This is a genomic window from Streptomyces mutomycini (assembly GCF_001700505.1).
GTDB classification, from domain to species: Bacteria; Actinomycetota; Actinomycetes; order Streptomycetales; family Streptomycetaceae; genus Streptomyces; species Streptomyces mutomycini.
Map to the genome: position 1 here is coordinate 1 of NZ_MAPV01000247.1, position 20360 is coordinate 20360.

Consider the following 20360-nt stretch of genomic DNA (forward strand, 5'->3'; position numbering starts at 1 on the left):
CCTTCGGTCCCGTTTCACCGGTGCCCTCCGGGCGCTTCCCTTCTGTTCTTGCGTTTCCGACTCTATCAGACTCTTTCGTGTCCGATTCCCGGTCGAAGCGGGTTACTGCTTTTTCGCTTTCCAGTTCTTCGCTTTCGCGTTTCCCTTTCCGGCGAGTCCGACTCTATCAGGCCTTTTCCCATTCTCTGACCGGGGTCTCGCGAGCATGCGAGAGCTCAGTCAGAGTTACAGTCTGGGCTTGGGAGTCGCTGCCGATCCCGGACTCGAAGGCCGTGTTGGGGTCAGGCAGGGGTATGACAGTACAGGCCCTTGTGAGGCGAGGCAAATCGTTTCCGGTGCACCCCTAGGTCGGCCAACCGGTAGCTCTCGGGCGGAACCGGGACTTCATATGACTTACGCTGCTGATCAGTACGCCGCCCTCCATCAGCCATGGCGGTGACATACGGATCCCCACCCCTGGGAGGCTCTCCATGACCACAGTGACGTCCCCTCTTGACGGTCGCGCCATCGGACTGACCGCGGTTCCCGACCCCGTGTTCTCGGGAGCGATGGTGGGTCCGGGTACCGCCATCGACCCCGTACGCGAGCCTTCCGAGGCCGTCTCACCGGTCGACGGCATCGTGGTCTCGCTCCACCCGCACGCCTTCGTCGTCGTCGATGACCAGGGGCACGGAGTGCTGACGCACCTCGGGATCGACACCGTGCAGCTCAACGGCGAGGGGTTCGAGCTCCTCGTCAACAAGGGGGACACGGTGGTCCGCGGTCAGGGCATCGTCCGGTGGGACCCCTCAGCTGTCGAGGCGGCCGGGAAGTCCGCGATCTGCCCGGTCGTGGCCCTGGAAGCCACCGCCGAGTCCCTTTCCGACGTCCGGGAGGACGGCGACGTGAAGGTCGGCGAGACGCTGTTCGGCTGGCAGTGACACCCTCGTCGCAGTAGAGAGCCAGTCGGGCATCAACCGCGGCGACGCAGTCGCCGCACAATCGGAGACGGGTGAAATGGAGACAACGCTGCGAGGCGTCGGCGTGAGCCACGGTGTGGCGATCGGCGAGGTTCGGCACATGGGTACGGCGGTGCTCGAGCCGCCGGCCAAACAGATTCCCGCGGAGGAGGCCGAGCGCGAGCAGGGGCGTGCCCGCCAGGCCGTGGAAGCTGTGGCGGCCGACCTGATTGCGCGCGGCAATCTGGCGGGGGGCGAGGCACAGCACGTGCTGGAGGCCCAGGCCATGATGGCGCAGGACCCCGAGCTCATCGCCGATGTCGAGCGTCGTATCGCCGTCGGCAGCACCGCGGAGCGCGGTGTCTACGACGCGTTCGCCGCGTACCGGGCTCTGCTGGCCAACGCCGGGGAGTACCTGGCGGGACGCGTGGCGGACCTCGACGACGTACGGAACCGGATCGTGGCGCGGCTCCTCGGCGTTCCGATGCCGGGTGTCCCGGACAGTGATGAGCCCTATGTGCTGATCGCGCGTGACCTGGCTCCCGCCGACACCGCCCTGCTCGACCCCACGCTGGTGCTCGGCTTCGTCACGGAGGAGGGCGGGCCCACCAGCCACAGCGCCATTCTCGCGCGGGCGCTCGGAGTGCCGGCCGTCGTGGCCCTTCCCGGAGCTGGTGAGATCGCCGAGGGCATGGTCGTCGCGGTGGACGGCAGCACCGGTGAGATCTTCGTCGAGCCGAGTCAGGAGAAGCGCGCCGAGATGGAGAGTGCGTCGGCGGCCCGCAAGGCGGCGCTGACGGCCGTCACCGGTCCCGGAGCCACCTCCGACGGCCACAAGGTGCCGTTGCTCGCCAATGTCGGCGGCCCCGGTGATGTGCCGGCCGCCCTGGAAGCCGGTGCCGAGGGCGTCGGGCTGTTCCGTACCGAGTTCCTCTTCCTGGACGACAGCAAGCAGGCGCCGTCCGAGGAGAAGCAGATCGCCGCCTACCGCGCGGTGCTGGAGGCGTTCCCCGAGGGGCGTGTCGTGGTGCGGGTGCTGGACGCCGGCGCCGACAAGCCGCTGGACTTCCTGACACCAGCCGACGAGCCGAACCCCGCACTGGGTGTGCGCGGCCTGCGCAGTCTGCTGGACCACCCCGATGTGATGCGGACCCAGCTGACGGCGCTGTCCAGGGCGGCCGAGGGGCTGCCGGTCTACCTCGAGGTCATGGCCCCGATGGTGGCGGACCGTGCCGACGCGAAGGCGTTCGCCGACGCCTGCCGTGAGGCAGGTCTTCAGGCGAAGTTCGGGGCGATGGTGGAGATTCCGTCCGCCGCTCTCCGGGCCCGCTCGATCCTCCAGGAGGTGGAGTTCCTGTCGCTGGGCACCAACGACCTGGCGCAGTACACCTTCGCTGCAGACCGTCAGGTCGGGGCTGTTTCGAGGCTGCAGGACCCGTGGCAGCCCGCACTGCTCGACCTGGTCGCGCTCTCGGCGGAAGCCGCCAGGGCCGAGGGCAAGAGCTGCGGTGTCTGTGGTGAGGCCGCTTCGGACCCTCTGCTGGCGTGCGTGCTGACCGGTCTGGGTGTCACCTCCCTGTCGATGGGTGCGGCGTCCATTCCCTATGTCCGGGCGACGCTGGCGAAGCACACGCTCGCGCAGTGCGAGCGCGCGGCCTCCGCCGCGCGTGCGACGGATTCTGCCGACGAGGCGCGGCTCGCGGCGCAGGCGGTGCTGTCGGGCGAGTGACACCGCCCGCTGTACCAGTCGGTTGTGAAGGGGTTCCCGCCGGTTCCGGCGGGAACCCCTTCGGCTTTCTCAGTGGTGGGTCTCCGGTTCGTCGGCACCGACGTCGAACCCCGCGCAGTACTCGACGCCGGATTCCGGCGAGACTGGTTCGCCCGTGTCGGCGTCCGTGCAGTAGGCGCTGAAGACCTCACCCGCCGAGAGAGGGAGGAGGCTTCCTCTGTGCAGACGCCAGCCGTGCACCCGGTCCGGAGCGTCGGGCAGCGTGGTGCGCAGGACGATGCCTCCCTGGCTTTCGAGCGCCACGCCCACGGCGAGCACGGTGGCGAACTCCGCACCTTCCGACGATTCGAGGCGGGCCGGACCGTCCGTGTCCCGGGCGGTGTGGAGGACCGCGAGGAGTTGTTCGTTCTCCGTGGGCGTGCTGCAGACGACGTGGTGGGTGCCCGGACCCGCCGTGTCGAGCAGACGCATCAGCAGATGGGACGCCCGGTCGAAGGCCGCCCTGCCGATGTCCTGCCCGCAGTCCACGCAGTCGCCGAGGCCGGCCAGGAGCATGGTTGCGTACTCCCATGTCGCGCGGCGGACGGCTCGTGAGACGAGGAGCGGGACCAGTGTGTCGATGGACTGGCCGGTGTATGCCACGGTCGCTCCGGCCGCCGCGATCTCGGCGGTGAAACGGCTGCGGCTCGCGCGCTCGTCGGGATCGAGGCCGGACCCGGTGCAGAACTCCGCGTAATCCTCCGGGTCGAAGAGGGCGACGGTTGTGTGCATTCCCTGGGCGGCGAGGGTGCGCAACAGGCCGTCGACCTGCTGCAGATAGACCGCGTGGTCCTCGAAGGTGAAGCTCCGGTAGTGGCGCATGGCCGCGAAGTCCTCGGGGTCGACCAGGAGGCCGACGGTACTGGGTGCTTCGCGGCGCAGTGCGCGTCGCATGGATGGTGCGGAGCGCTTTCGTCCGTGCTTGTGCTGCTTGATCTGCTTGATGTGCGCCATGAGTCCCCCTGTGCGCTGTCGATCATTGCTCACTCAGCGTAACCAGGGGGACTGACAACGGCTTGGTGCAGCGGTTGGATCAACCGCGTTCGCGGGCGAGTTCCTCGTAGAAGCGGAGGAGTTCGAGGTTGTCGACGGAGCCCGGGTTGACCGCCTTTGAAAGGGCTGTGCCCTGGAGGAGGCGCTTGACCGGAACTTCGATGCGCTTGCCCGTGAGGGTGTGCGGGATACCGGGGACCTCGATCACCTCGTCCGGTACATGGCGCGGTGAGAGGTTCTCGCGGATGGTGCGCTTGATGCTGTCGCGAAGCTCGTCGTCGAGCGTGGCGCCTTCGGCGAGGTGGACGAACAGGGGCATCCAGTAGCCGCCGTCCGGTTCCTCGAGGCCGATGACGAGGGACTCGTGGATTTCGGGGAGCCGCTCGACCGCCTCGTAGATGTCGGCGGACCCCATGCGGACGCCCTGCCTGTTGAGGGTGGAGTCGGAGCGGCCGTGGATGATGACCGAGCCTCGGTCGGTGAGCGTGATCCAGTCTCCGTGGCGCCAGACGCCGGGGTACGTGTCGAAGTAGCTGTCGTGGTAGCGGCTGCCGTCGGGGTCGTTCCAGAAGCGGACCGGCATGGAGGGCATGGGGGAGGTCACGACGAGCTCGCCGACCTCACCGATGAGCGGTTTCCCGGCGGGATCCCAGGACTGGAGATCGGTGCCGAGGCAGGGGGCCTGGAGTTCGCCGATGTGGACGGGCAGGGTGGGTACGGCGCCCGCGAAGCAACTGCAGACGTCCGTGCCGCCGCTCACCGACGCGATCCACAGGTCCTCGGCGACCTCGTCGTGGAGCCAGCGGAAGCCGTCGGGCGGGAGCGGGGAGCCGGTGGTGGCGACGCACTGCACCCGGCTGAGGTCGTGGTCGCGGCCCGGGTGGACGTCCGCCTTCCGGCAGGCCATGACGTAGGCGGCCGAGGTGCCGAAGAGGGTCGCGCCGGTCTGTTCTGCGATGCGCCACTGGGCTTGGACGTCCGGATAGCCGGGGCTGCCGTCGTAGAGCACGACGGTGGTGCCGGTCAGCAGGCCGGAGACGAGGAAGTTCCACATCATCCAGCCGGTGGAGGTGTACCAGAAGAAGCGGTCGTCGGGGCCGAGATCGCAGTGCAGCCCGATCTGCTTGAAGTGTTCGAGGAGGATTCCGCCCTGGGACTGGACGATCGCCTTCGGGAGTCCGGTCGTGCCGGAGGAGTACAACACCCACAGCGGATGCTCGAAGGGCACCTGCTCGAAGACCGGTTCAGTGGCGGAGGAGGTGAGCTCCGACCATTCGAGGGTGCCTTCGGGAGCGTCCGTGCCGAGGAGCGGGATGTGGACGACCGCGCGCAGGGTGGGGAGTTCGCTGCGGAGTTCGGCCACGGTGGCGGTGCGGTCGTGTTCCTTGCCGCCGTAGCGGTAGCCGTCGACCGTGAACAGGACGACGGGTTCGACCTGCTGGAATCGGTCCAGGACGCTGCGGGCGCCGAAGTCGGGGGCGCAGGAGGTCCAGACTCCGCCGGCCGCGGCGGTGGCGAGGAACGCGACGACGGCCTGCGGGATGTTGGGGAGGTATCCGCTGACCCGGTCGCCGGGCCGGACACCGAGGGCGCGGAGCTCGGCTGCCAGTGAGCCCACCTGGCGCCGGAGTTCGCTCCAGCTGACGGAGACCTGGGTGTGGGTCTCGTCGACGTACAGCAGAGCGGGGGCGTCCGCGCGGAGCGGGTCGTCGGCCGTGCGCAGGGCGTGCTCGGCGTAGTTGAGGGTGGCTCCGGGGAACCACTGGGCGCCGGGCATGGTGCGGTTCCCGATGACGGTCTCGTACGGGGTGGAGAAGCGTACGTCGAACCAGTCGGCGACTGCCTGCCAGAAGGTGTCGAGCTCCTCGACCGACCAGCGCTGCAGGGCCGCGTAGCCTCCGTCGGCCGGCGCTCCGTGGCGCTCTGCGGCCCATCGCTGGAAGCGGGTGACGGCTGCGGCCTCGACGCGCTCGGGTCCGGGCTGCCAGAGGGGGGCTTCGCCGGCTGCTGAGGTCATGGAGGCTCCCTGGCCTTTCGGGGTGTACGCGGGGTGTGCGTGCGTCGCGCGCACGGCTGGGATGTGCGCGTGAACGGCTCTTACGGACGATGCCATGTGATCGTCTTGCGCACCAGGGTCCACCGGCCATGGTTGTGTGTCCGGGTGTGTGGCGGGACCACAGATGAACGGAAGCTGAACGGAGCACGTTTCCGTAACGGCGAGTGGCAAGGTGGCCCGCATGGATGGTCGTGACCTGGTGCGCTCGGTGAAAACGGTCGGTTCTGTGCAGGGGATGCGTTCGGTCCGGTCGGCCTGGCGGCACCGGCGCGCGGATGCGCGGGCGCTGGCACCGCGCGGTCCCGAGCGGGCGCGTGTGCCCGGGCTTCTGGTCGGCGCGGAGCCGGAGCCGGGCGGTGGTGTGGTGCGGTTCGCCCGCTCGCAGCTCCTGGTCCGGGTGGCGGCGGGCGGCGCGGTGTTCTGGTCATGGGACGCCGCCGGGCCGCTGCCCTCGTACGCTCTGCCGGGGGCGGAGCCGGAGCCGGATCCGCGGGCGCGCCTGGAGCCCGACAAGAACGGCGGCTGGCAGGTGGTCTCGGAGCGGCTGACGGTCGTCGTGTCGCGGGACGGGGCGGTGGAGCTGCGGACGCCTGGTGGGGTGCTGCTGCGTCGAGAGCTGCCGCCGCGCTGGTGGGAGCCGGTGGAGGGGGGCGAGGCGCGGTGGGTGCAGCGGTCCGAGGTCCCGGCCGACGCGCGCTTCTTCGGGCTCGGCGGGCGCTCCGGCGGTCCGAGGCTGAGGGACGGCACGTACCGGCTGTGGAACACCGATCCGGGCGGGCGTTTCGGCCCGGCGGACGATCCGCTGTATCTGACGATGCCGGTGCAGGTGGTGGTCTCCGACGCGGGGACCCATCTGGCGTTCCACGACAACTCCTGGTCGGGCGGGGTCACGCTCCGGGAGGGTGAGGAGGGTGCCGGCTCGGGGCATGACCGGCCCGGCACCTGCGAGGTGCGGATGGAGGGCGGTCCGCTCCGGTGCTGGGTGGTCGTGGGTACGCCGGCCAGGGTTCTGCAGGGCTGGACGGCGCTGACGGGAGCCCCGGCGCTGCCTCCGTCGTGGGCGCTGGGGCCACAGCACGCGCGCTGGGGGTTCGGCAGCGAGCGGGAGGTGCGGCGGGTGGTGACGGGGTACCGCGAGCGGGGGCTGCCCCTGTCGGTGCTGCATCTGGACATCGATCACTACGACGCGCATCAGGTGTTCACGGTCGACCCGGAGCGGTTCCCGGATCTTCCCCGGCTCGCGAAGGAGCTGCGTGAGGAAGGCGTCCGGCTGGTGTCGATCGTCGATCCGGCGGTGCGGGCGTCGACGGACACTGCGGTGTTCGGGAGCGGCCTCGAGATCGGTTCGCAGGGTGCGTTCGTCCGGGATCCGCTGGGCTCCCTGGTGCTCGGTGAGGTGTGGCCGGGTGAGTGTGTCTATCCGGATTTCACCGATCCGGATGTGCGGGAGTGGTGGGGCGGGCTGTACGAGGAGCGGCTCGGCCAGGGGTTCGCCGGGGTGTGGCACGACATGAACGAGCCGGTGTCGTTCTCGGCCTTCGGCGATCCGTCGCTGCCGCGTTCGTCCCGGCACTCGCTGGAGGGCCGTGGCGGGGACCACCGGGAGGCCCACAACGTCTACGCCCTGGCGATGGCCAGGGCCGGTTACGAGGGACTGTGCCGGCTGCGGCCCGACGAGCGGCCGTTCCTGTTCTCCCGGTCGGGGTGGGCGGGGATGCAGCGGTACGGCGGAACCTGGTCCGGCGACGTGGCGACGGGGTGGCCGGGCCTGCGGGCCTCCCTGGCCCTGGTGCTGGGGCTCGGGCTCTGCGGGGTGCCGTATTCGGGGCCCGATGTCGGCGGGTTCGACGGGTCGCCGTCGCCGGAGCTGTATCTGCGCTGGTTCCAGCTGGGTGCGTACATGCCGTTGTTCCGGACGCATGCGGCCATCGGGGCGGGGCGCCGGGAGCCGTGGGAGTTCGGACCGGAGGTGCTCGCGCATTCCAGGGGGGTGCTTCAGGAGCGGGAACGGCTGCTGCCCTACTTCGTGACGCTGGCGCACCTGGCCCGGCTGACCGGTGCCCCGTATGTGCGGCCGGTGTGGTGGGGCGCCTCCGGGGACCGGGAGCTGCGGGACTGCGAGGACGTGTTCCTGCTGGGTGACGCGCTGCTGGTCGCGCCGGTGCTGGACGAGGGGTCGGACCGCAGGCGGGTGCGGCTGCCGCGGGGGCGGTGGTACGACACGGCGACCGGGCGGGCGTACGAAGGGCCGGGGCAGGTGGTGGTGGACGCGCCGCTGTCACGGATTCCGGTGCTGGCGCGGGCGGGTGCCGTGATCCCGGTGCGAGGCCCGGGCGGGGCCCTGGAACTGGAGGTGTGGGCTCCGTCCGCTGGGCGTGCCGGGGGCGGGCTGGTCGTGCGGGACGCGGGCGACGGGTGGGAGCGGGCCGAGGTGGAGCGCTACACGTCGCGCCTGGATGCGGGGCGCGTGGTCGTCGAGCGGGACGGTGAGGAGGGGCTGGTGCGGTATCCGGTCCGCGTGCGGGGGCAGTCGGACCCGGCTCAGCGGTAGGTGCCGGCGAACCAGGCGCGTACGGCCCGGGTGTGCAGGGGGAAGGCGAGCTCGCCCGGGGTGCGCAGCACTTCGTAACCCGAGGTCTCGTCCGTCGGCGCGGAGGGCGGGAGTTCCCCGACGGGGCGCGGCGGGAGCAGTCCGAAGAGGAGCAGGTGGCCGTCCGGGGAGCTGAGGGCGTCGGCGAGGCGTACGTCCGTCTCGTCGGCCCGGATGCCGGTCTCCTCGCGCAGTTCGCGTACGACGGCGTGGCGCCAGTCCTCGGTCTGGTCGATGTAACCACCGGGCAGCGCCGTCCCTCCCCGGTGCGGAGGGATGGTGCGCGTGATGACGACGAGTCCGGTGCCGTGCGGTCCGGTGACGGGCAGGAGAGCGACGGCTACGGGCAGCGGGTTGCGATAGGCGGTGTGACCGCAGGCCGTACAGGTGCGCGGCCAGTTCTCGGCGGCGTACGGGGTCCCGCAGCTGCCGCAGTGGGAGTCCTTCACGGGCGGACTGTATCCGATCACTCTTCTCTTGAGGCCCCGAAGCTGATAGACGGTGTGCCCATGACAGGAATTGCTCGTACTCTCCGCGCTCTGGCCGCCGCCGGCGCCGCTCTGCTCGCCGTGACCGCTGCCGCTCCGGTGGCGGCGGCCAGGCCCGAACCCAAGGCTCCGCCGGAGTTCGTCGATCTCCGTTCCGTCGATCCGACGATCATCACGGAGATGCGCTACACGACCGCGCACAACTTCATGGGGGAGCCGGTGGACGGCTACCGGCAGCCCGTCTGCATCCTGACCCGGCCCGCAGCCCTCGCTCTGCGCACGGCGCAGCGGAGCCTTCTGCGTCAGGGCTACTCGCTCAAGGTGTACGACTGCTACCGGCCGCAGCGCGCCGTGGACCACTTCGTGCGCTGGGCGGAGGATCTCGACGACCAGGCGATGAAGGCGGAGTTCTATCCGACGGTCGACAAGACGCGGCTGTTCGAGGACGGTTACATCGCGGAGAAGTCCGGGCACAGCCGGGGCAGTACGGTCGACCTCACCCTGGTGCGGCTGCCGGCCCTGCCCACGAGGCCGTACGAGCCGGGCGAGGAGCTCACCCCCTGCTTCGCGCCGCAGGACGAGCGCTTCCCCGACAACTCGGCGGACATGGGCACCGGGTACGACTGTTTCGACACCCTCTCGCACACGGACGACCCCCGGGTGCAGGGGGCGCAGCGTGCCAACAGGCAGCTCCTCAAGGAGACGCTCACCGGCCTGGGGTACGTGAACCTGGCGGAGGAGTGGTGGCACTTCACCTACAAGCCCGAGCTCTTCCCGGACACCTACTTCGACTTCCCGGTGGCCAGGCGGTCCGTGGCGGGGCACTGACGGCGCGGGCATGGAACGGGCGACCGGGACCACCCCCGTGGGCTCCGGCCGCCCCTTCTCCATATCGGACGCGGAACTGCCGTATCCGGTTGCCGTTCGGGCCGTTACGGTGCCCTCATGTCACAGCAGACGTTCGGTTCGTACGAGGATTTCTGGCCCTACTACGTCGCCATGCACTCCAGGGCCGCGACCCGGTGGATCCATCTGACCGGGACGCTGACCGGCCTCGCGGTCACCGCGTACGGTCTGGCGCGCGGGCGTAAGCGCTACGCCCTGGCGTTGCCCCTGATCGGATACGGCAGTGCGTGGCCGGCGCACTTCCTCATCGAGGGGAACAACCCGGCGACCTTCGGCCACCCCGCGTGGTCGCTGCGAGGCGATGTGCAGATGATCCGGATGATGCTCGCCGGACGGGACGGGGAACTGGCCGCGACCGCGGCCAGGTGGCTCGCGGAGAACCCGGATTCCCGTTCACGTGCGCAGGGTTGACTGCCCGTCACAGCGGGTGAAGACTCTGCCCAGGCCCGCTGCCCCCCGCACCGTACGCGCGGTCCGTACCCCGGTCGGCGGGGGTACGGACCGCGTCACGTGCGGCTGTCAGGTCCTGGCGGGTTCGCGGAGCCGGTCGGCACGCACCATGGCATACTCCACGACCGCCACGAGCACGTCCCTGACGGATGCCCGGTCGCGTGCGTCGCAGAGCAGCACCGGCACCTCGGGATCGAGGTCGAGTGCCGCCCGTACCGTCTCGGTGGGGAACTGCTCCGCACCGTCGAAGAGGTTGACGGCGACCGTGAAGGGGATTCCCCGGCGCTCGAAGTAGTCGACCGCCGCGAAGCAGTCCTCCAGCCGCCGGGTGTCCGCGAGGACCACCGCGCCCAGGGCGCCCTGGGCCAGTTCGTCCCAGAGGAACCAGAAACGGTCCTGGCCGGGGGTCCCGAACAGATAGAGGACCAGGTCCTCTCGCAGGGTGATCCGGCCGAAGTCCATGGCCACCGTAGTGGTGTTCTTGGCTTCGACCCCCGCGACGTCGTCGACGGGTCGGCCCGCCTCGCTCAGCCTCTCCTCCGTGCGCAGCGGTCTGATCTCACTGACCGCCCCCACCAGGGTCGTCTTGCCCACACCGAAGCCGCCGGCCACCAGGATTTTCAGGGTGACGGGTTCGACGTGCCGCTTCCTGCGGCTAGAGCGCCCGAAGGCCATTGATCACCTCGCGAAGAAGGCTCTCGTCCGGCAGCTCGGCCGGCGGAACGGGACGGGTGACGTGCACCAGTTCGTCCTCGACGAGGTCACCGACCAGGACACGGACCACCCCGACGGGGAGATCCAGCCCGGAGGCGAGTTCGGCGATCGACTGGGGCATGTCGCTGCACAGTTCGACGATCTCCACGTGTTCCGGGGAGAGCGTCTGATCCCGGCCGGGATCGTCGGCCGCGGGTTCGGGGATGACGATCGCGATCAGGTCGAGACGATGACGGGAGGCGCTGCTGGTTCGCCCCCGGGTCATCGCGTAGGGACGGACCACCGGACCCGCCTCGGCGTCGTACCAGCGCGAGGGGCCCGCTCGGTCGGGAGCGGGCGGTGATCCGGGCGCGGTGTCCCGGACGGAGTCTGCGCTCATCCCCCCGCCTCACCCTCCGGCGGGCAGACCGGTGGTCCGGGGGGCATTGGCCAGGTGCGCCCCCACGCGCTTGACCATCAGGGTCATCTCGTACGCCACCTGGCCGACGTCCGAGTCGGAGTCGGCGAGGACGGCGAGACAGCTGCCGTCACCGGCCGCCGTGACGAAGAGGAAGGCCTCGTCGAGTTCGACCACCGTCTGCCGGACCCGGCCGGCGTCGAAGTGCCGCCCCACGCCCTTGGCGAGGCTGTGGAAACCGGAGGCCACGGCCGCCAGGTGTTCGCTGTCCTCGCGGGTCAGGTCCTGGGACGTGCCGGTGGCGAGGCCGTCGCTGGAGAGCACCAGCGCCTTGCGGATGCTCGCGACACGGTCGACCAGTTCGTCGAGGAGCCAATTGAGTTCGCCGGAGCCCTGACGTGTGGAGTTGTGTGCTGCGGCGTTCGGTGCGGTCATCGGCCGTCCCCTCCCGGAGTGGTTCCTGGTGCTGTCTCGCCGGGGCCGGTCACGTCCTCGGCGTTCTGCCGACGGCCGCGCTGCCAGCCGCGTTGAAGCGAAGCCATGCGATTGCGTACTTCTTCCGCGTCACGTTCGAGGTCGTCGTCGGTGGCCGCGGGGGCGTGGCCGGAAGGCCGCCCTGCGGAGTCCTCCCGGAGCTGTGGGGCGAGGCTGGCCTGCCGGACCCTGCGCGGGAGGCCGCCCACCGTGTCCGGCGCCGCCGGGCGGGACGCGGGCCCCCGCCGCGCCGGGGCCTCAGCTGCCGGGTGCGGGCCGGAGCGGGAATCCTCGGTGGCCGCATCGGAGCCGGGGGCGGAGGAGAAGCCGCCGGGCGTGCCGGGACGGGAACGGCCCCCGTCCCCGATCCGTCGGCCGTGGTCGGCGACGAGTGTCGGCGTCTTGCGGCGCGGCAGCGGGACGGGCCCTGCGGGCCGCATCGGCCGGACGTCCGCGGAGCGGCCGTCCGACGCGTCGAAGGCCTGCTGGTGCTGCTCCCGGTCGTCCTGCCTGCGCAGATCGCGTGCGCGGAAGATGCCGCCGCGCTCGCTCTCGGTGTCCTCGAGATCGGACACGCCGTCGAGGACGGGGGCGAGCGCCGGATCGAGTTCCCGGTCCAGTGCAGGGTCGGTGAACCCGAGTGTGCCGACCGGGCCTTCGAGTTCGACGGGGCCGTCCAGTACGGACGGGTCGGTGAGGCCCGTGGGCACCGGGGCGAGCCCGGACGGCCTGCCCGGGATGTGCGTGTCCGCCACTCCGTCCCTGCGGGCCTTGTCGCTGCCGGGCCGGCCGCTGCCTATCGCCTTCTCGGCACGGCGGTCGAGGCGGAAGCCGGTGCCGTGGGTCTCGGGGGCGTCGGTGAGCAGCTGCGCCGGGATGAAGACGACCGCGGTGGTCCCTCCGTACGGTGAGGTCTGCAGAGACACCCTGACGTTCTGCCTCTGGGCGAGCCGGCTGACGACGAAGAGACCGAGCCGGTCGGTGTCGGAGAGCTCGAACTCGGGTGTCTCGGCGAGCCTCAGGTTGGCGTCCAGGAGGACTTCCGGAGCCATGCCGAGCCCACGGTCGTGGATCTCCAGGGTGAAGCCGTTGGCCACGCGTTCGCCGTGTACCTGGACCGCGGTGTGCGGGGGCGAGAACACCGTGGCGTTCTCCAGCAGCTCCGCGATCAGGTGGGTGAGGTCGGCGACGGCCGGGCCGCCCACCCCGATGCGGGGCAGCCGCCGGACCTCGATCCGCTCGTAGTCCTCCACTTCGGCGACCGCCGCCCGCACCACGTCCATCAGCTGGATCGGCTTGCGCCACTGCCGGGACGGGGCCGCCCCGGACAGGATCACCAGGCCCTCCGCGTGGCGGCGCATGCGGGTGGTGAGGTGGTCGAGGCGGAAGAGGTCCGCGAGCTCGTCGCTGTTCTCCGTGCGCCGTTCCATGGTGTCCAGGAGCGTCAGCTGACGGTGCAGGAGCACCTGGTTGCGGCGCGCGAGGTTGACGAAGACCTCGGAGACGCCGCGTCGCATGTCCGCCTGTTTGACGGCGGCCTCGACCGCGGCCCGCTGCAGGGTGTTGAGGGCCTGTCCCACCTGGCCGATCTCGTCGCGCTCGTAACTGAGGGCAGGCGCTTCGGTCTCCACGTCGACCTGCTCCCCCGCTGCCAGTCGGCGCATCACGCTCGGCAGCCGGACCCCGGACACCTCGTGGGCGTCCTTGCGCAGCCGGGAAAGGTCGCGGATGAGTTCGCGGCCCACGCGTACGGAGACGAAGACGGACACCAGCAGGGCGACGAATCCCAGGACGCCTGCGACACCCGCCTGGATCAGGACGCGGTAGCCGGCGGGTTCCGCGCGGTCCTGGAAGCGGTTGGACATCTCGGTGCTGTCGTTGGCCAGGCGCTCCAGGACGGGCGGCGCCACTTCCTCCCACCGTGCGGCGTCCACGGTGCCCGGCTTCGTGATCGGACCGGCGGCGATGAGCTTCTGCTCGGCCGCGCGCAGGGGCTCGGTCTCGGGGCTGCGCCAGTACTGCTCCATGCGCCCGCGCTCGCTCTCCGGCAGGAGCTCGAGGTTGACCTCGTACAGGAGCTTGCGGCTGGCGGCGAGGTCGGAGACGACGCGGAGTTCGGGGGCCCCGAGCCGTCCCGCGATGAGGCCCGACGCGATCAGGGCATCCTCGCGCGAGAGCATTTCGCGGGCCCGGGAGATACCGACGAGGGCCCGGACCTGCTTGTCCATCGATACGTTCTCCATCGTGTGGAGACCGTTCAGGAAGCGGTAACACGGGTCGACGAGACCGTTGTAGAAGCCGAGGGCCCTGGTCCGGTCGACAGTGCGCTTCTCGACGGACCCGCGCAGCGCGTCCAGGCCGTCGACCTCGTTGAGGATGGAGTCGAGCAGGGCCTCCGACTCGGGGCTGAGCTTTTCCCGGACGTCCTTGCTCTTCGCGCTCTCCCTGACTTCGGCCACGACCCGGTCGGTAGCGGCACGCTGGCGGCGCAGCAGGGGAAGGGCGTCCGAGGCCCGGGGGTCGGCGAGGAAGACGAGGGTCTGGCGGCGTTCGCCCTGGACGGCGCGGATGGTGTCTTCCAGGGGATGGCCGACCTGCTCCACGATGGCGCTCGCGCCCATCAGTTCGTCTGCCTCACGGCCGGTGTGGTAGGTGGCGAACACCCACAGACCGGTGAGGGAGGCGAGCGGCACCAGGAGCAACGCCACGATCTTCCTGCGGATGGACTTCCCGCGAAAGCGCATGGCCTCCCCCAGCTCGGCCCCGCATCGCGGGGGTGGTTGTGCCGGTGTTCCGGTCGTTCCGGTCGCCCGGCCATTCTGATCGTTCGGGTGTTGCTGCGGGGTTTACCGGACGTCGGCCGGAGTTCCCTCAGCAAACGGCGCGAGCCTACTACTGACTTACCGGTAACTCGAAGACGTGTCCGGACGAATTCCGGCCGCTCCGGCCTGACTTGCTCACCAGTTGTCCTGGTATTCCCGGCGATGAATTTCGCGAAAGCGACAGAGGGCCCCTGGCCGAACGCGATGCATCCACACAGGGCAGTTGGCTGGAACTTGCCGTTCCGCGACCTTTCGGGGCCGGTTGAGACCCTCGGGCGGGAATCTTCGCGACCTGGCGTTCGTCCACATGTACGGGGCAGAAGAACCTCACGGGGGTACGTGCGCCAGGCAGGCGGCTCCGTCCGCGTAGAACGGGCGCAGGCCGGGCAGCCACCCTTGAGTCGGACAGTGGTGGGGAGTTGAGGTCCTTGGACACGAATGAGCGCCGGGGCGCGGCGGCATCGTGGGCCGCCGGTGCGTCACCGGCGGGTGCGACAGCGTCCGATGCGTCACCGGCGGGCGCATCGGCGGCCGGCGCCCGGATTCCGCGGCAGCTCTGGGTGGAGGAACCGGCGATACGGCGGAGGATGCCGGACCCGGTGCGGACTGCCGCCGTGCGCGCCGTCATCATCATGTCGCTGACCATGATTCAGGCCGTGGTGGCCTTCCTGTGCACGCTGGCCGGGTCCTGGCTCGCCTTCCCGATGGTGCTGAGCGGCGTGGCGGGCACGGTGGTGGCGACGTGGTCGGTGCTGGACGTCTGGGTGACGCGGCAGGTGTGGAACCAGCGCCACGGCGTGGTGTCCGTACCGAGCAGCACGGCGCGCCGCATGCGGCGGGAGCGGCGGGCCGCAAGGCGCGCCGCCCGGTCCACGGCACGCGGGGAATCCCGGATACGGCGCCGGGGCGAAGGCCGGCTCTCGCGGGCCTGACCGCCTGCGCCCCGGCGCTTCTGTATCCCGCCCCCTATCGATTGTCCGAGGTCTGTGCCGGCCCCGCGGTCGTATCCGTCATCTCCGTGCGCATCTCCGGTACCGCCGGACCGCCGGCGGTACCGGGCAGATCGCCGGACCGCTTGAACATGCGGGTAGCGGTGATCTCGCCGTGGACGGTCTCGCCCTCGGGGTCCTGCTGAGGCAGCCCCGGCCTGAGGTGCTCCTCCACGCTGATGTACTTCAGCCCCGCCCGCAGGTCCGCGTCGTTGCGGAGGCGGATGACGAGCGGGAACTCGGCGAGCGCCGTGGTGTCGAACAGCCCGGTGGTGTACAGCAGCTGGACCCCCAGCGCGTCGGAGACCGCGCGCTGGAGCTCCAGCAGATACGTGGCGTTGGCACGTCCGATGGGGTTGTCGAGGAAGAGCGTGCCCGCGTGACGGTGCCGGTCGCGGCCCCTGTCGTTGCTGCGCAGTGCCGCCATCGTGCAGTACAGCGCGATCGCGGCGGTGAGCAGCTGGCCGCCCGAGAAGACGTCGCCCATCTGTCCGACCGGTACCCGCTCGGCGCGGAGCACCGCGTCCGGTTTGAGGATCTCCACGGCGATGCCCTTGGGCTGAAGCGCCGCCTGTACACCGCGCAGCAGGAGGGACATGCCGTCCCTGCGCAGATCGGAGTTCTTCTTCAGGGCCGCGTGCGTGGCCTCGTCGATGACCTCGCCGAGCCTCTCGGTGAGCGTGGCCTGGTCGGGTTCCTCGAAGCGGATCCGGAGGAACTCCTGACCGGACCACTCCCCCAGTCCCTCGGGGAGCCGGGAGAGCCGCTGCGCGGAGCGGAGTGTCGTCAGGGCCGACTCCACGAGGCCGCGGAGCCGGTCGACGATGGAGTCGCGGTTGCGCTCCAGCTGGGCGAGCTCGTCGGTGAGTACGCGCAGCCTGGGGGCGAAGGCCGCAGCCCATTTCTCGGCGTGGTCGGGCAGGGCAGCCGCCGGGAGTTCCCGGATCTGCTGCCGGGCCGGGGTACGGACCTGCTCGTAGCGGGTGGCGTTGGCGTGCCGTACGAGGGCGTCGCCGGCCTCCCTCACGGAGCCCTCCGCGGCCGACAGGTCGGTGGCGCAGCCGCGCAGCGAGCGGCGTGCCTCGGCGGCGGACTGCCTGGCCTCCTCCAGGGTGCCCCGGTACGGGTCGGGGGCGTCGGCCTCGTCCTCCGTGCCGTGTTCCCTTAGCAGGTCGCGCAGGAGAGCGGCGGTCTCGTCGAAGCCGCCCGCGGACTCCTCGGCGGTGCGGTGGGCGCGCAGCAGCTCGGCGTGGGCGGCGCGCGCGGTGTCCAGCTCCCCGGTGGCGTCGGCCAGTCGGGAGGTGGCGGTACGGAGCATGGTCTGGGCCTGGCCGGCGTCGGCCGGGACCAGGTCGGCGGGGAGTTCGGTGTGGTGGGGCGCCTCGTCCTCGGGGGCGAGGCGTTCGGCTTCGCCGCGCAGCCGGCCGATCTGCTCGCTCGCTGTGGACGCCCGGGTCTCCAGGAGCTGGACTTGGGACTCGGCGCGGGCGGCGGCCGCCTGACGGGAGGGCCCGTCGGCTCCGTCGGTGCCTTCGAGGAGCTGGGCGGCGCGGGTGCGGACCTTGTTGGTGAGGCGGTCGAGTTCGGCCAGGGCGGCGCTCTCGTCGCTTTCGGCACGCGCCTGCTCGGCGCGCAGGTCGGCGCCGACGCCGACCTTCTCGTACAGCTGGGAAGCCGCCCGGTACGCCTCGCGCAGGGCGGGCAGGGAGGTGCGTGCGGTGGAAGGGCCTGGCTCCGGAAGCGTTTCCGGGGCTCCCGCGATCTCGGCGCGTTCGGCGCGCAGGGCACGGGCGGTGCGGTGGGCGTCGTCCGCGGCGCGCTGGGCGGCCCTGCGGTCCTCGTCGGCGGCGCGTGCCCGCTCCAGGTATGCCGTGGCGCGTGCCTCGGACTCGGCGGCCTCGTCGGTGAGTTCACGCAGCCGCGCCTGCCAGCCCGCCCGGTCACGGAGGCGGTGGGCGAGTCCGGCGAGCGCGTCCGCCGCACGGCGGGCGCGCTGCGCCGCTTCCTGCCGTTCGTCGCGGACGCGCGCGGCGTCGGCGGCGGCTTCGTCGGCCTCCGCGCGCACCGTACGGGCCTCGGCGAGTGCGGCCTCCGCCGTCTCCGCGGCGGCGCGGGCGGTACGGGCGGCCTCGCCGAGCTCGGCGAGCATCCCGGGCGGGCAGTCGGCGCGCCAGGAGCCGATCCGGGCGGCGAGGGAGCGGTCGGCGGTGAGCCGGGCCGCGAGTGACCTGATGTCCTCGTCGCGCGCAGCGGCACGTGCCCTGAGTGCCTGGCGCTCCTCGTCGGCGGCGTGTTCGTCGTGCATCGCGGGGTTCGGCGGGACGAGGAACACGTCCTCGGCGTCCGCGCCGCCCGGCGCCGGTACGGGGGCGAGGAGGGCCGCGGTGGTGCCGACGGCCACGGCCGACCGGGGCAGCAGGGCGGCGGCGGCCAGGACCTCACGGGCGCGGGTGTGCGCGTCCGGGTCGGTGATGACGACACCGTCGACGAGTTCGGGCCGTGCGGCCAGGACCGCCGCGTGGTCGGCGGGGTCCACCGCCTGGGCGAGGTAGCGCCAGCCGGGCAGGGCGGGGATGCCGTGTTCACCGAGGTATTCGACGGTGGCGAGGACATCGGGACCCGGGGGCAGCAGTCCGCCGTCCCCGAGGGCGCCGAGGATGCGGGAGTCGTCGGCGGCGGCGGTGCGCAGGTCGAAGAGCCTGCGTTCGGCGGCGGCGACGCCCTGGTCGAGTAGCTCACGCAGCTCGTCGGCGCTGTTGTCGAAGTCCTCGGCGGTGAGCGACTGCGCGTCCCCGGCGACCGGTTCGTGCGCGGTGTCGCCGGTCCCGTCCGTTCCGGTGCCGGCTCGACGGGGGCGGGGGACGCCTGCTCCGGCTGCCGTGGGGAGGCCCAGCAGGTCGGCGAGGCGATGGTCGGCGGCGATCGACTCGGCGGCCCTGCGCTCGGCCTCGTAGGACTGCTCGGCGGCCTGCGCGCCGTCAGCGGCGCGGGCCGCGGCGAGCTCGGTGCGGCTCTCCACCGCCGCGGCTTCCCTGGCCTGGTCGGCGGTGGTCCGGGCGGCCTCCCGTGCGGTGTCCCAGGCGGCGACCGCGGCCTTCTCGGCGTCGTTCGCGGCGAGGGCCGCGCGGGCCGGGTCGGCGTCCGGCGCGGTGTCGTCGAGCCAGCCCGCCCGTACGGCCTCGGCGGTCTCCTGTTCGACCTCGGCGAGGCGCTGGCGCAGGTGGCCGGCCTCGCTCCGGGCGCGCTGGGCCTCGGTGGCCGCGGTGGTGGCGTCCCGGTGCGCCGTCTCCCCGGTGGACTGAAGGGTCGCCGAGCGCTCCTCCTCCTCGTCGGCCACCCTCTCCCCGGCCTCGGCAGCGGTGTGCAGGGCGCGTACGAGGTCGGCGGCTGCCGTGGCGCGTGCGGCGAGGGCGGGGGCCGCGTCCCGCTCGGCCTCCCGGATGGCGACGGCGACGCGGGCCGAGCGGTCGGCGGCGGCCCGGTGGCGCAGGACCGCTTCGGCGGCCTGCCAGGCGGAGTGCAGGGTGCGTGCTTCGACCAGCTCGCGGCGCTGGGCCGCCGCGCTCTTCTCTGCGGCGGCCAGGGCCAGGGAGGCGTGCCGGTAGGCGAGTTCGGCAGCGATCAGGTCCCGGTTTCCACGGGTGGCTTCGGCCTCGGTGACGGTGTGGGCGGCGGCCGTGACCTGCTGGGCGAGCTCACCGGTCCTGCCGCGCTCCTCGACGGCCCGGCCCGAGAGCCTGCGGGCGAGCGTGCGGGTGCGCCGCTCGGCACCTGCGTGGACGTCGCGGCTGCGGGCCCTTGTCGTGGTCGCTTCGACGATCCGGCCGAGCAGGTCGACGGAACCGGCGGTGAAGTCTCGTTCCGCCGTGAGCTCGGCGCGGCGGCCGAGCTTGTTGCCGAAGCCGCTGACGAGGTCGGCGAGGCCGTCCGTGTCGCGGGTGTCGGTGACGGCCCGCAGCAGCAGGTCGGTGAAGTCGGAGTCCTTCTTGACGGCGAAGAGGCCGGCGGCCTCGCCCTCGTCGGCGTTCATCTCCCGCTGGTAGCGGAAGAGTTCGGGGTCGAGTCCGAGGTCACCGAGGTGTTCGTTCCAGCGGTCGTGGATCTCTTCCCAGTACACATCGAGGTGCGGGTAGAACTTGCCGGCGTCCGCGAGGGCGTCGCGGAAGCCCTTCATGGTGCGCCGTCGGCCCCGGGCGCCCGAGACGCCTTCGACGGGTCGGCCCACGGTCGTCGCCTCGGCGACGGGAAGGCTGTCGAGGCTGAGACCGGGCCCGGGGCGGAAGGAGTACCAGGCCTCGGCGAACTTGCGGGGGTCGTTGGAGACCTGGCGGCCACGCCATTCGCTGACCTTGCCGACGACGACGCATTCACCGGTGAGGGTGTGCTGCCACTCCAGGGCGACGTGTCCGCAGTCGTCGGCGAGCAGGAACTTGCGCAGCACGCCGGAGCTGGCGCCGCCCAGGGTGTTGCGGTGGCCGGGCAGCATCACCGAGAAGATCAGCTTGAGCAGGACCGACTTGCCGCCGCCGTTCTCCAGGAACAGCACACCGGCGGGCGCCGGGCGGCGCGGGGGGCCGACCGGCTCGTCCTCGAAGAACTCCGCCTGGGCCGGCGCGGGCCTGGGCACGGGTTTGCCGACTCCGCGCAGGTCGAGCACGGTGTCGGCGTAGCGCGCACCGGCGGGCCCGATGGAGTAGAGGCGGACCCGGGACAACTCGTACATGGCGGCGGACTCTCGTCGTTCTGGCGGCGGGCGGGGCGGGCCGGTTCGGGGC

The 20360-nt window shown here is 71.6% G+C and carries 14 protein-coding genes; 6 read left to right on the plus strand and 8 right to left on the minus strand.

The window, feature by feature from the left end:
- Positions 1 to 470 precede the first annotated feature (470 nt).
- Together BFF76_RS28250 and ptsP are read left to right on the plus strand one after the other, a co-directional pair.
- Positions 471 to 920 (plus strand): PTS sugar transporter subunit IIA, encoded by a 450-nt coding sequence (locus tag BFF76_RS28250; RefSeq protein ID WP_031097930.1) that lies wholly within the window; start codon positions 471 to 473, stop codon positions 918 to 920.
- 76 nt (positions 921 to 996) lie between these two features.
- Positions 997 to 2667, plus strand: a complete 1671-nt coding sequence (ptsP, locus tag BFF76_RS28255) for a phosphoenolpyruvate--protein phosphotransferase (protein ID WP_031097928.1) — start codon at positions 997 to 999, stop codon at positions 2665 to 2667.
- A 69-nt stretch (positions 2668 to 2736) separates the two neighbouring features.
- Here the strand turns inward: ptsP and BFF76_RS28260 are convergent, their stop codons facing one another.
- Both BFF76_RS28260 and BFF76_RS28265 read right to left on the minus strand, forming a co-directional pair.
- Entirely contained in the window at positions 2737 to 3660 is a 924-nt protein-coding gene (locus tag BFF76_RS28260) for a hypothetical protein (protein ID WP_065849339.1), read from the minus strand.
- Positions 3661 to 3739: 79 nt separating this feature from the next.
- Positions 3740 to 5716, minus strand: a complete 1977-nt coding sequence (locus tag BFF76_RS28265; protein WP_053929061.1) for an acetoacetate--CoA ligase — start codon at positions 5714 to 5716, stop codon at positions 3740 to 3742.
- A gap of 220 nt (positions 5717 to 5936) precedes the next feature.
- Between BFF76_RS28265 and BFF76_RS28270 the strand changes: the two genes are divergently transcribed.
- Positions 5937 to 8306: a glycoside hydrolase family 31 protein gene (locus BFF76_RS28270; protein ID WP_031097924.1), complete on the plus strand. Its 2370-nt coding sequence runs from the start codon at positions 5937 to 5939 to the stop codon at positions 8304 to 8306.
- On the opposite strand, the gene BFF76_RS28275 is transcribed toward BFF76_RS28270, so the two are convergent.
- A complete protein-coding gene (locus tag BFF76_RS28275; RefSeq protein ID WP_031097922.1) occupies positions 8297 to 8794 on the minus strand; it encodes an NUDIX domain-containing protein in 498 nt (165 codons plus the stop codon). The genes BFF76_RS28270 and BFF76_RS28275 overlap by 10 nt on opposite strands.
- A gap of 60 nt (positions 8795 to 8854) precedes the next feature.
- Between BFF76_RS28275 and BFF76_RS28280 the strand changes: the two genes are divergently transcribed.
- Together BFF76_RS28280 and BFF76_RS28285 are read left to right on the plus strand one after the other, a co-directional pair.
- Complete coding sequence (locus BFF76_RS28280) at positions 8855 to 9661, plus strand: M15 family metallopeptidase (RefSeq protein ID WP_079122516.1); 807 nt, start codon at positions 8855 to 8857, stop codon at positions 9659 to 9661.
- Positions 9662 to 9778: 117 nt separating this feature from the next.
- Positions 9779 to 10150: an Mpo1-like protein gene (locus tag BFF76_RS28285; protein WP_065849340.1), complete on the plus strand. Its 372-nt coding sequence runs from the start codon at positions 9779 to 9781 to the stop codon at positions 10148 to 10150.
- Between the two features lie 108 nt (positions 10151 to 10258).
- On the opposite strand, the gene BFF76_RS28290 is transcribed toward BFF76_RS28285, so the two are convergent.
- The 4 genes from BFF76_RS28290 to BFF76_RS28305 are packed head-to-tail and all read right to left on the minus strand — an operon-like array spanning position 10259 to position 14518.
- Positions 10259 to 10864: a GTP-binding protein gene (locus BFF76_RS28290; protein ID WP_031097916.1), complete on the minus strand. Its 606-nt coding sequence runs from the start codon at positions 10862 to 10864 to the stop codon at positions 10259 to 10261.
- Positions 10845 to 11282, minus strand: a complete 438-nt coding sequence (locus BFF76_RS28295; protein WP_031097914.1) for a DUF742 domain-containing protein — start codon at positions 11280 to 11282, stop codon at positions 10845 to 10847. Before BFF76_RS28295 ends, BFF76_RS28290 begins: the two co-directional genes overlap by 20 nt.
- A gap of 9 nt (positions 11283 to 11291) precedes the next feature.
- Entirely contained in the window at positions 11292 to 11735 is a 444-nt protein-coding gene (locus tag BFF76_RS28300) for a roadblock/LC7 domain-containing protein (RefSeq protein WP_031097912.1), read from the minus strand.
- Positions 11732 to 14518, minus strand: coding sequence for a sensor histidine kinase (locus BFF76_RS28305; RefSeq protein WP_053929063.1), 2787 nt, complete (start codon positions 14516 to 14518; stop codon positions 11732 to 11734). Before BFF76_RS28305 ends, BFF76_RS28300 begins: the two co-directional genes overlap by 4 nt.
- A 506-nt stretch (positions 14519 to 15024) precedes the next feature.
- Here BFF76_RS28305 and BFF76_RS28310 point away from each other — a divergent pair.
- Entirely contained in the window at positions 15025 to 15528 is a 504-nt protein-coding gene (locus tag BFF76_RS28310) for a hypothetical protein (protein WP_078958793.1), read from the plus strand.
- 34 nt (positions 15529 to 15562) lie between these two features.
- Here the strand turns inward: BFF76_RS28310 and BFF76_RS28315 are convergent, their stop codons facing one another.
- Positions 15563 to 20308 (minus strand): coiled-coil domain-containing protein, encoded by a 4746-nt coding sequence (locus BFF76_RS28315; protein WP_065849341.1) that lies wholly within the window; start codon positions 20306 to 20308, stop codon positions 15563 to 15565.
- Positions 20309 to 20360: the final 52 nt, after the last annotated feature.

Coding starts and splice junctions, on each gene's coding strand:
- BFF76_RS28250 (WP_031097930.1), top strand. CDS start 471: ATGACCACAGTGACGTCCCCTCTTGACGGTCGCGCCATCGGACTGACC.
- ptsP (WP_031097928.1), top strand. CDS start 997: ATGGAGACAACGCTGCGAGGCGTCGGCGTGAGCCACGGTGTGGCGATC.
- BFF76_RS28260 (WP_065849339.1), bottom strand. CDS start 3,660: ATGGCGCACATCAAGCAGATCAAGCAGCACAAGCACGGACGAAAGCGC.
- BFF76_RS28265 (WP_053929061.1), bottom strand. CDS start 5,716: ATGACCTCAGCAGCCGGCGAAGCCCCCCTCTGGCAGCCCGGACCCGAG.
- BFF76_RS28270 (WP_031097924.1), top strand. CDS start 5,937: ATGGATGGTCGTGACCTGGTGCGCTCGGTGAAAACGGTCGGTTCTGTG.
- BFF76_RS28280 (WP_079122516.1), top strand. CDS start 8,855: ATGACAGGAATTGCTCGTACTCTCCGCGCTCTGGCCGCCGCCGGCGCC.
- BFF76_RS28285 (WP_065849340.1), top strand. CDS start 9,779: ATGTCACAGCAGACGTTCGGTTCGTACGAGGATTTCTGGCCCTACTAC.
- BFF76_RS28290 (WP_031097916.1), bottom strand. CDS start 10,864: ATGGCCTTCGGGCGCTCTAGCCGCAGGAAGCGGCACGTCGAACCCGTC.
- BFF76_RS28295 (WP_031097914.1), bottom strand. CDS start 11,282: ATGAGCGCAGACTCCGTCCGGGACACCGCGCCCGGATCACCGCCCGCT.
- BFF76_RS28300 (WP_031097912.1), bottom strand. CDS start 11,735: ATGACCGCACCGAACGCCGCAGCACACAACTCCACACGTCAGGGCTCC.
- BFF76_RS28305 (WP_053929063.1), bottom strand. CDS start 14,518: ATGCGCTTTCGCGGGAAGTCCATCCGCAGGAAGATCGTGGCGTTGCTC.
- BFF76_RS28315 (WP_065849341.1), bottom strand. CDS start 20,308: ATGTACGAGTTGTCCCGGGTCCGCCTCTACTCCATCGGGCCCGCCGGT.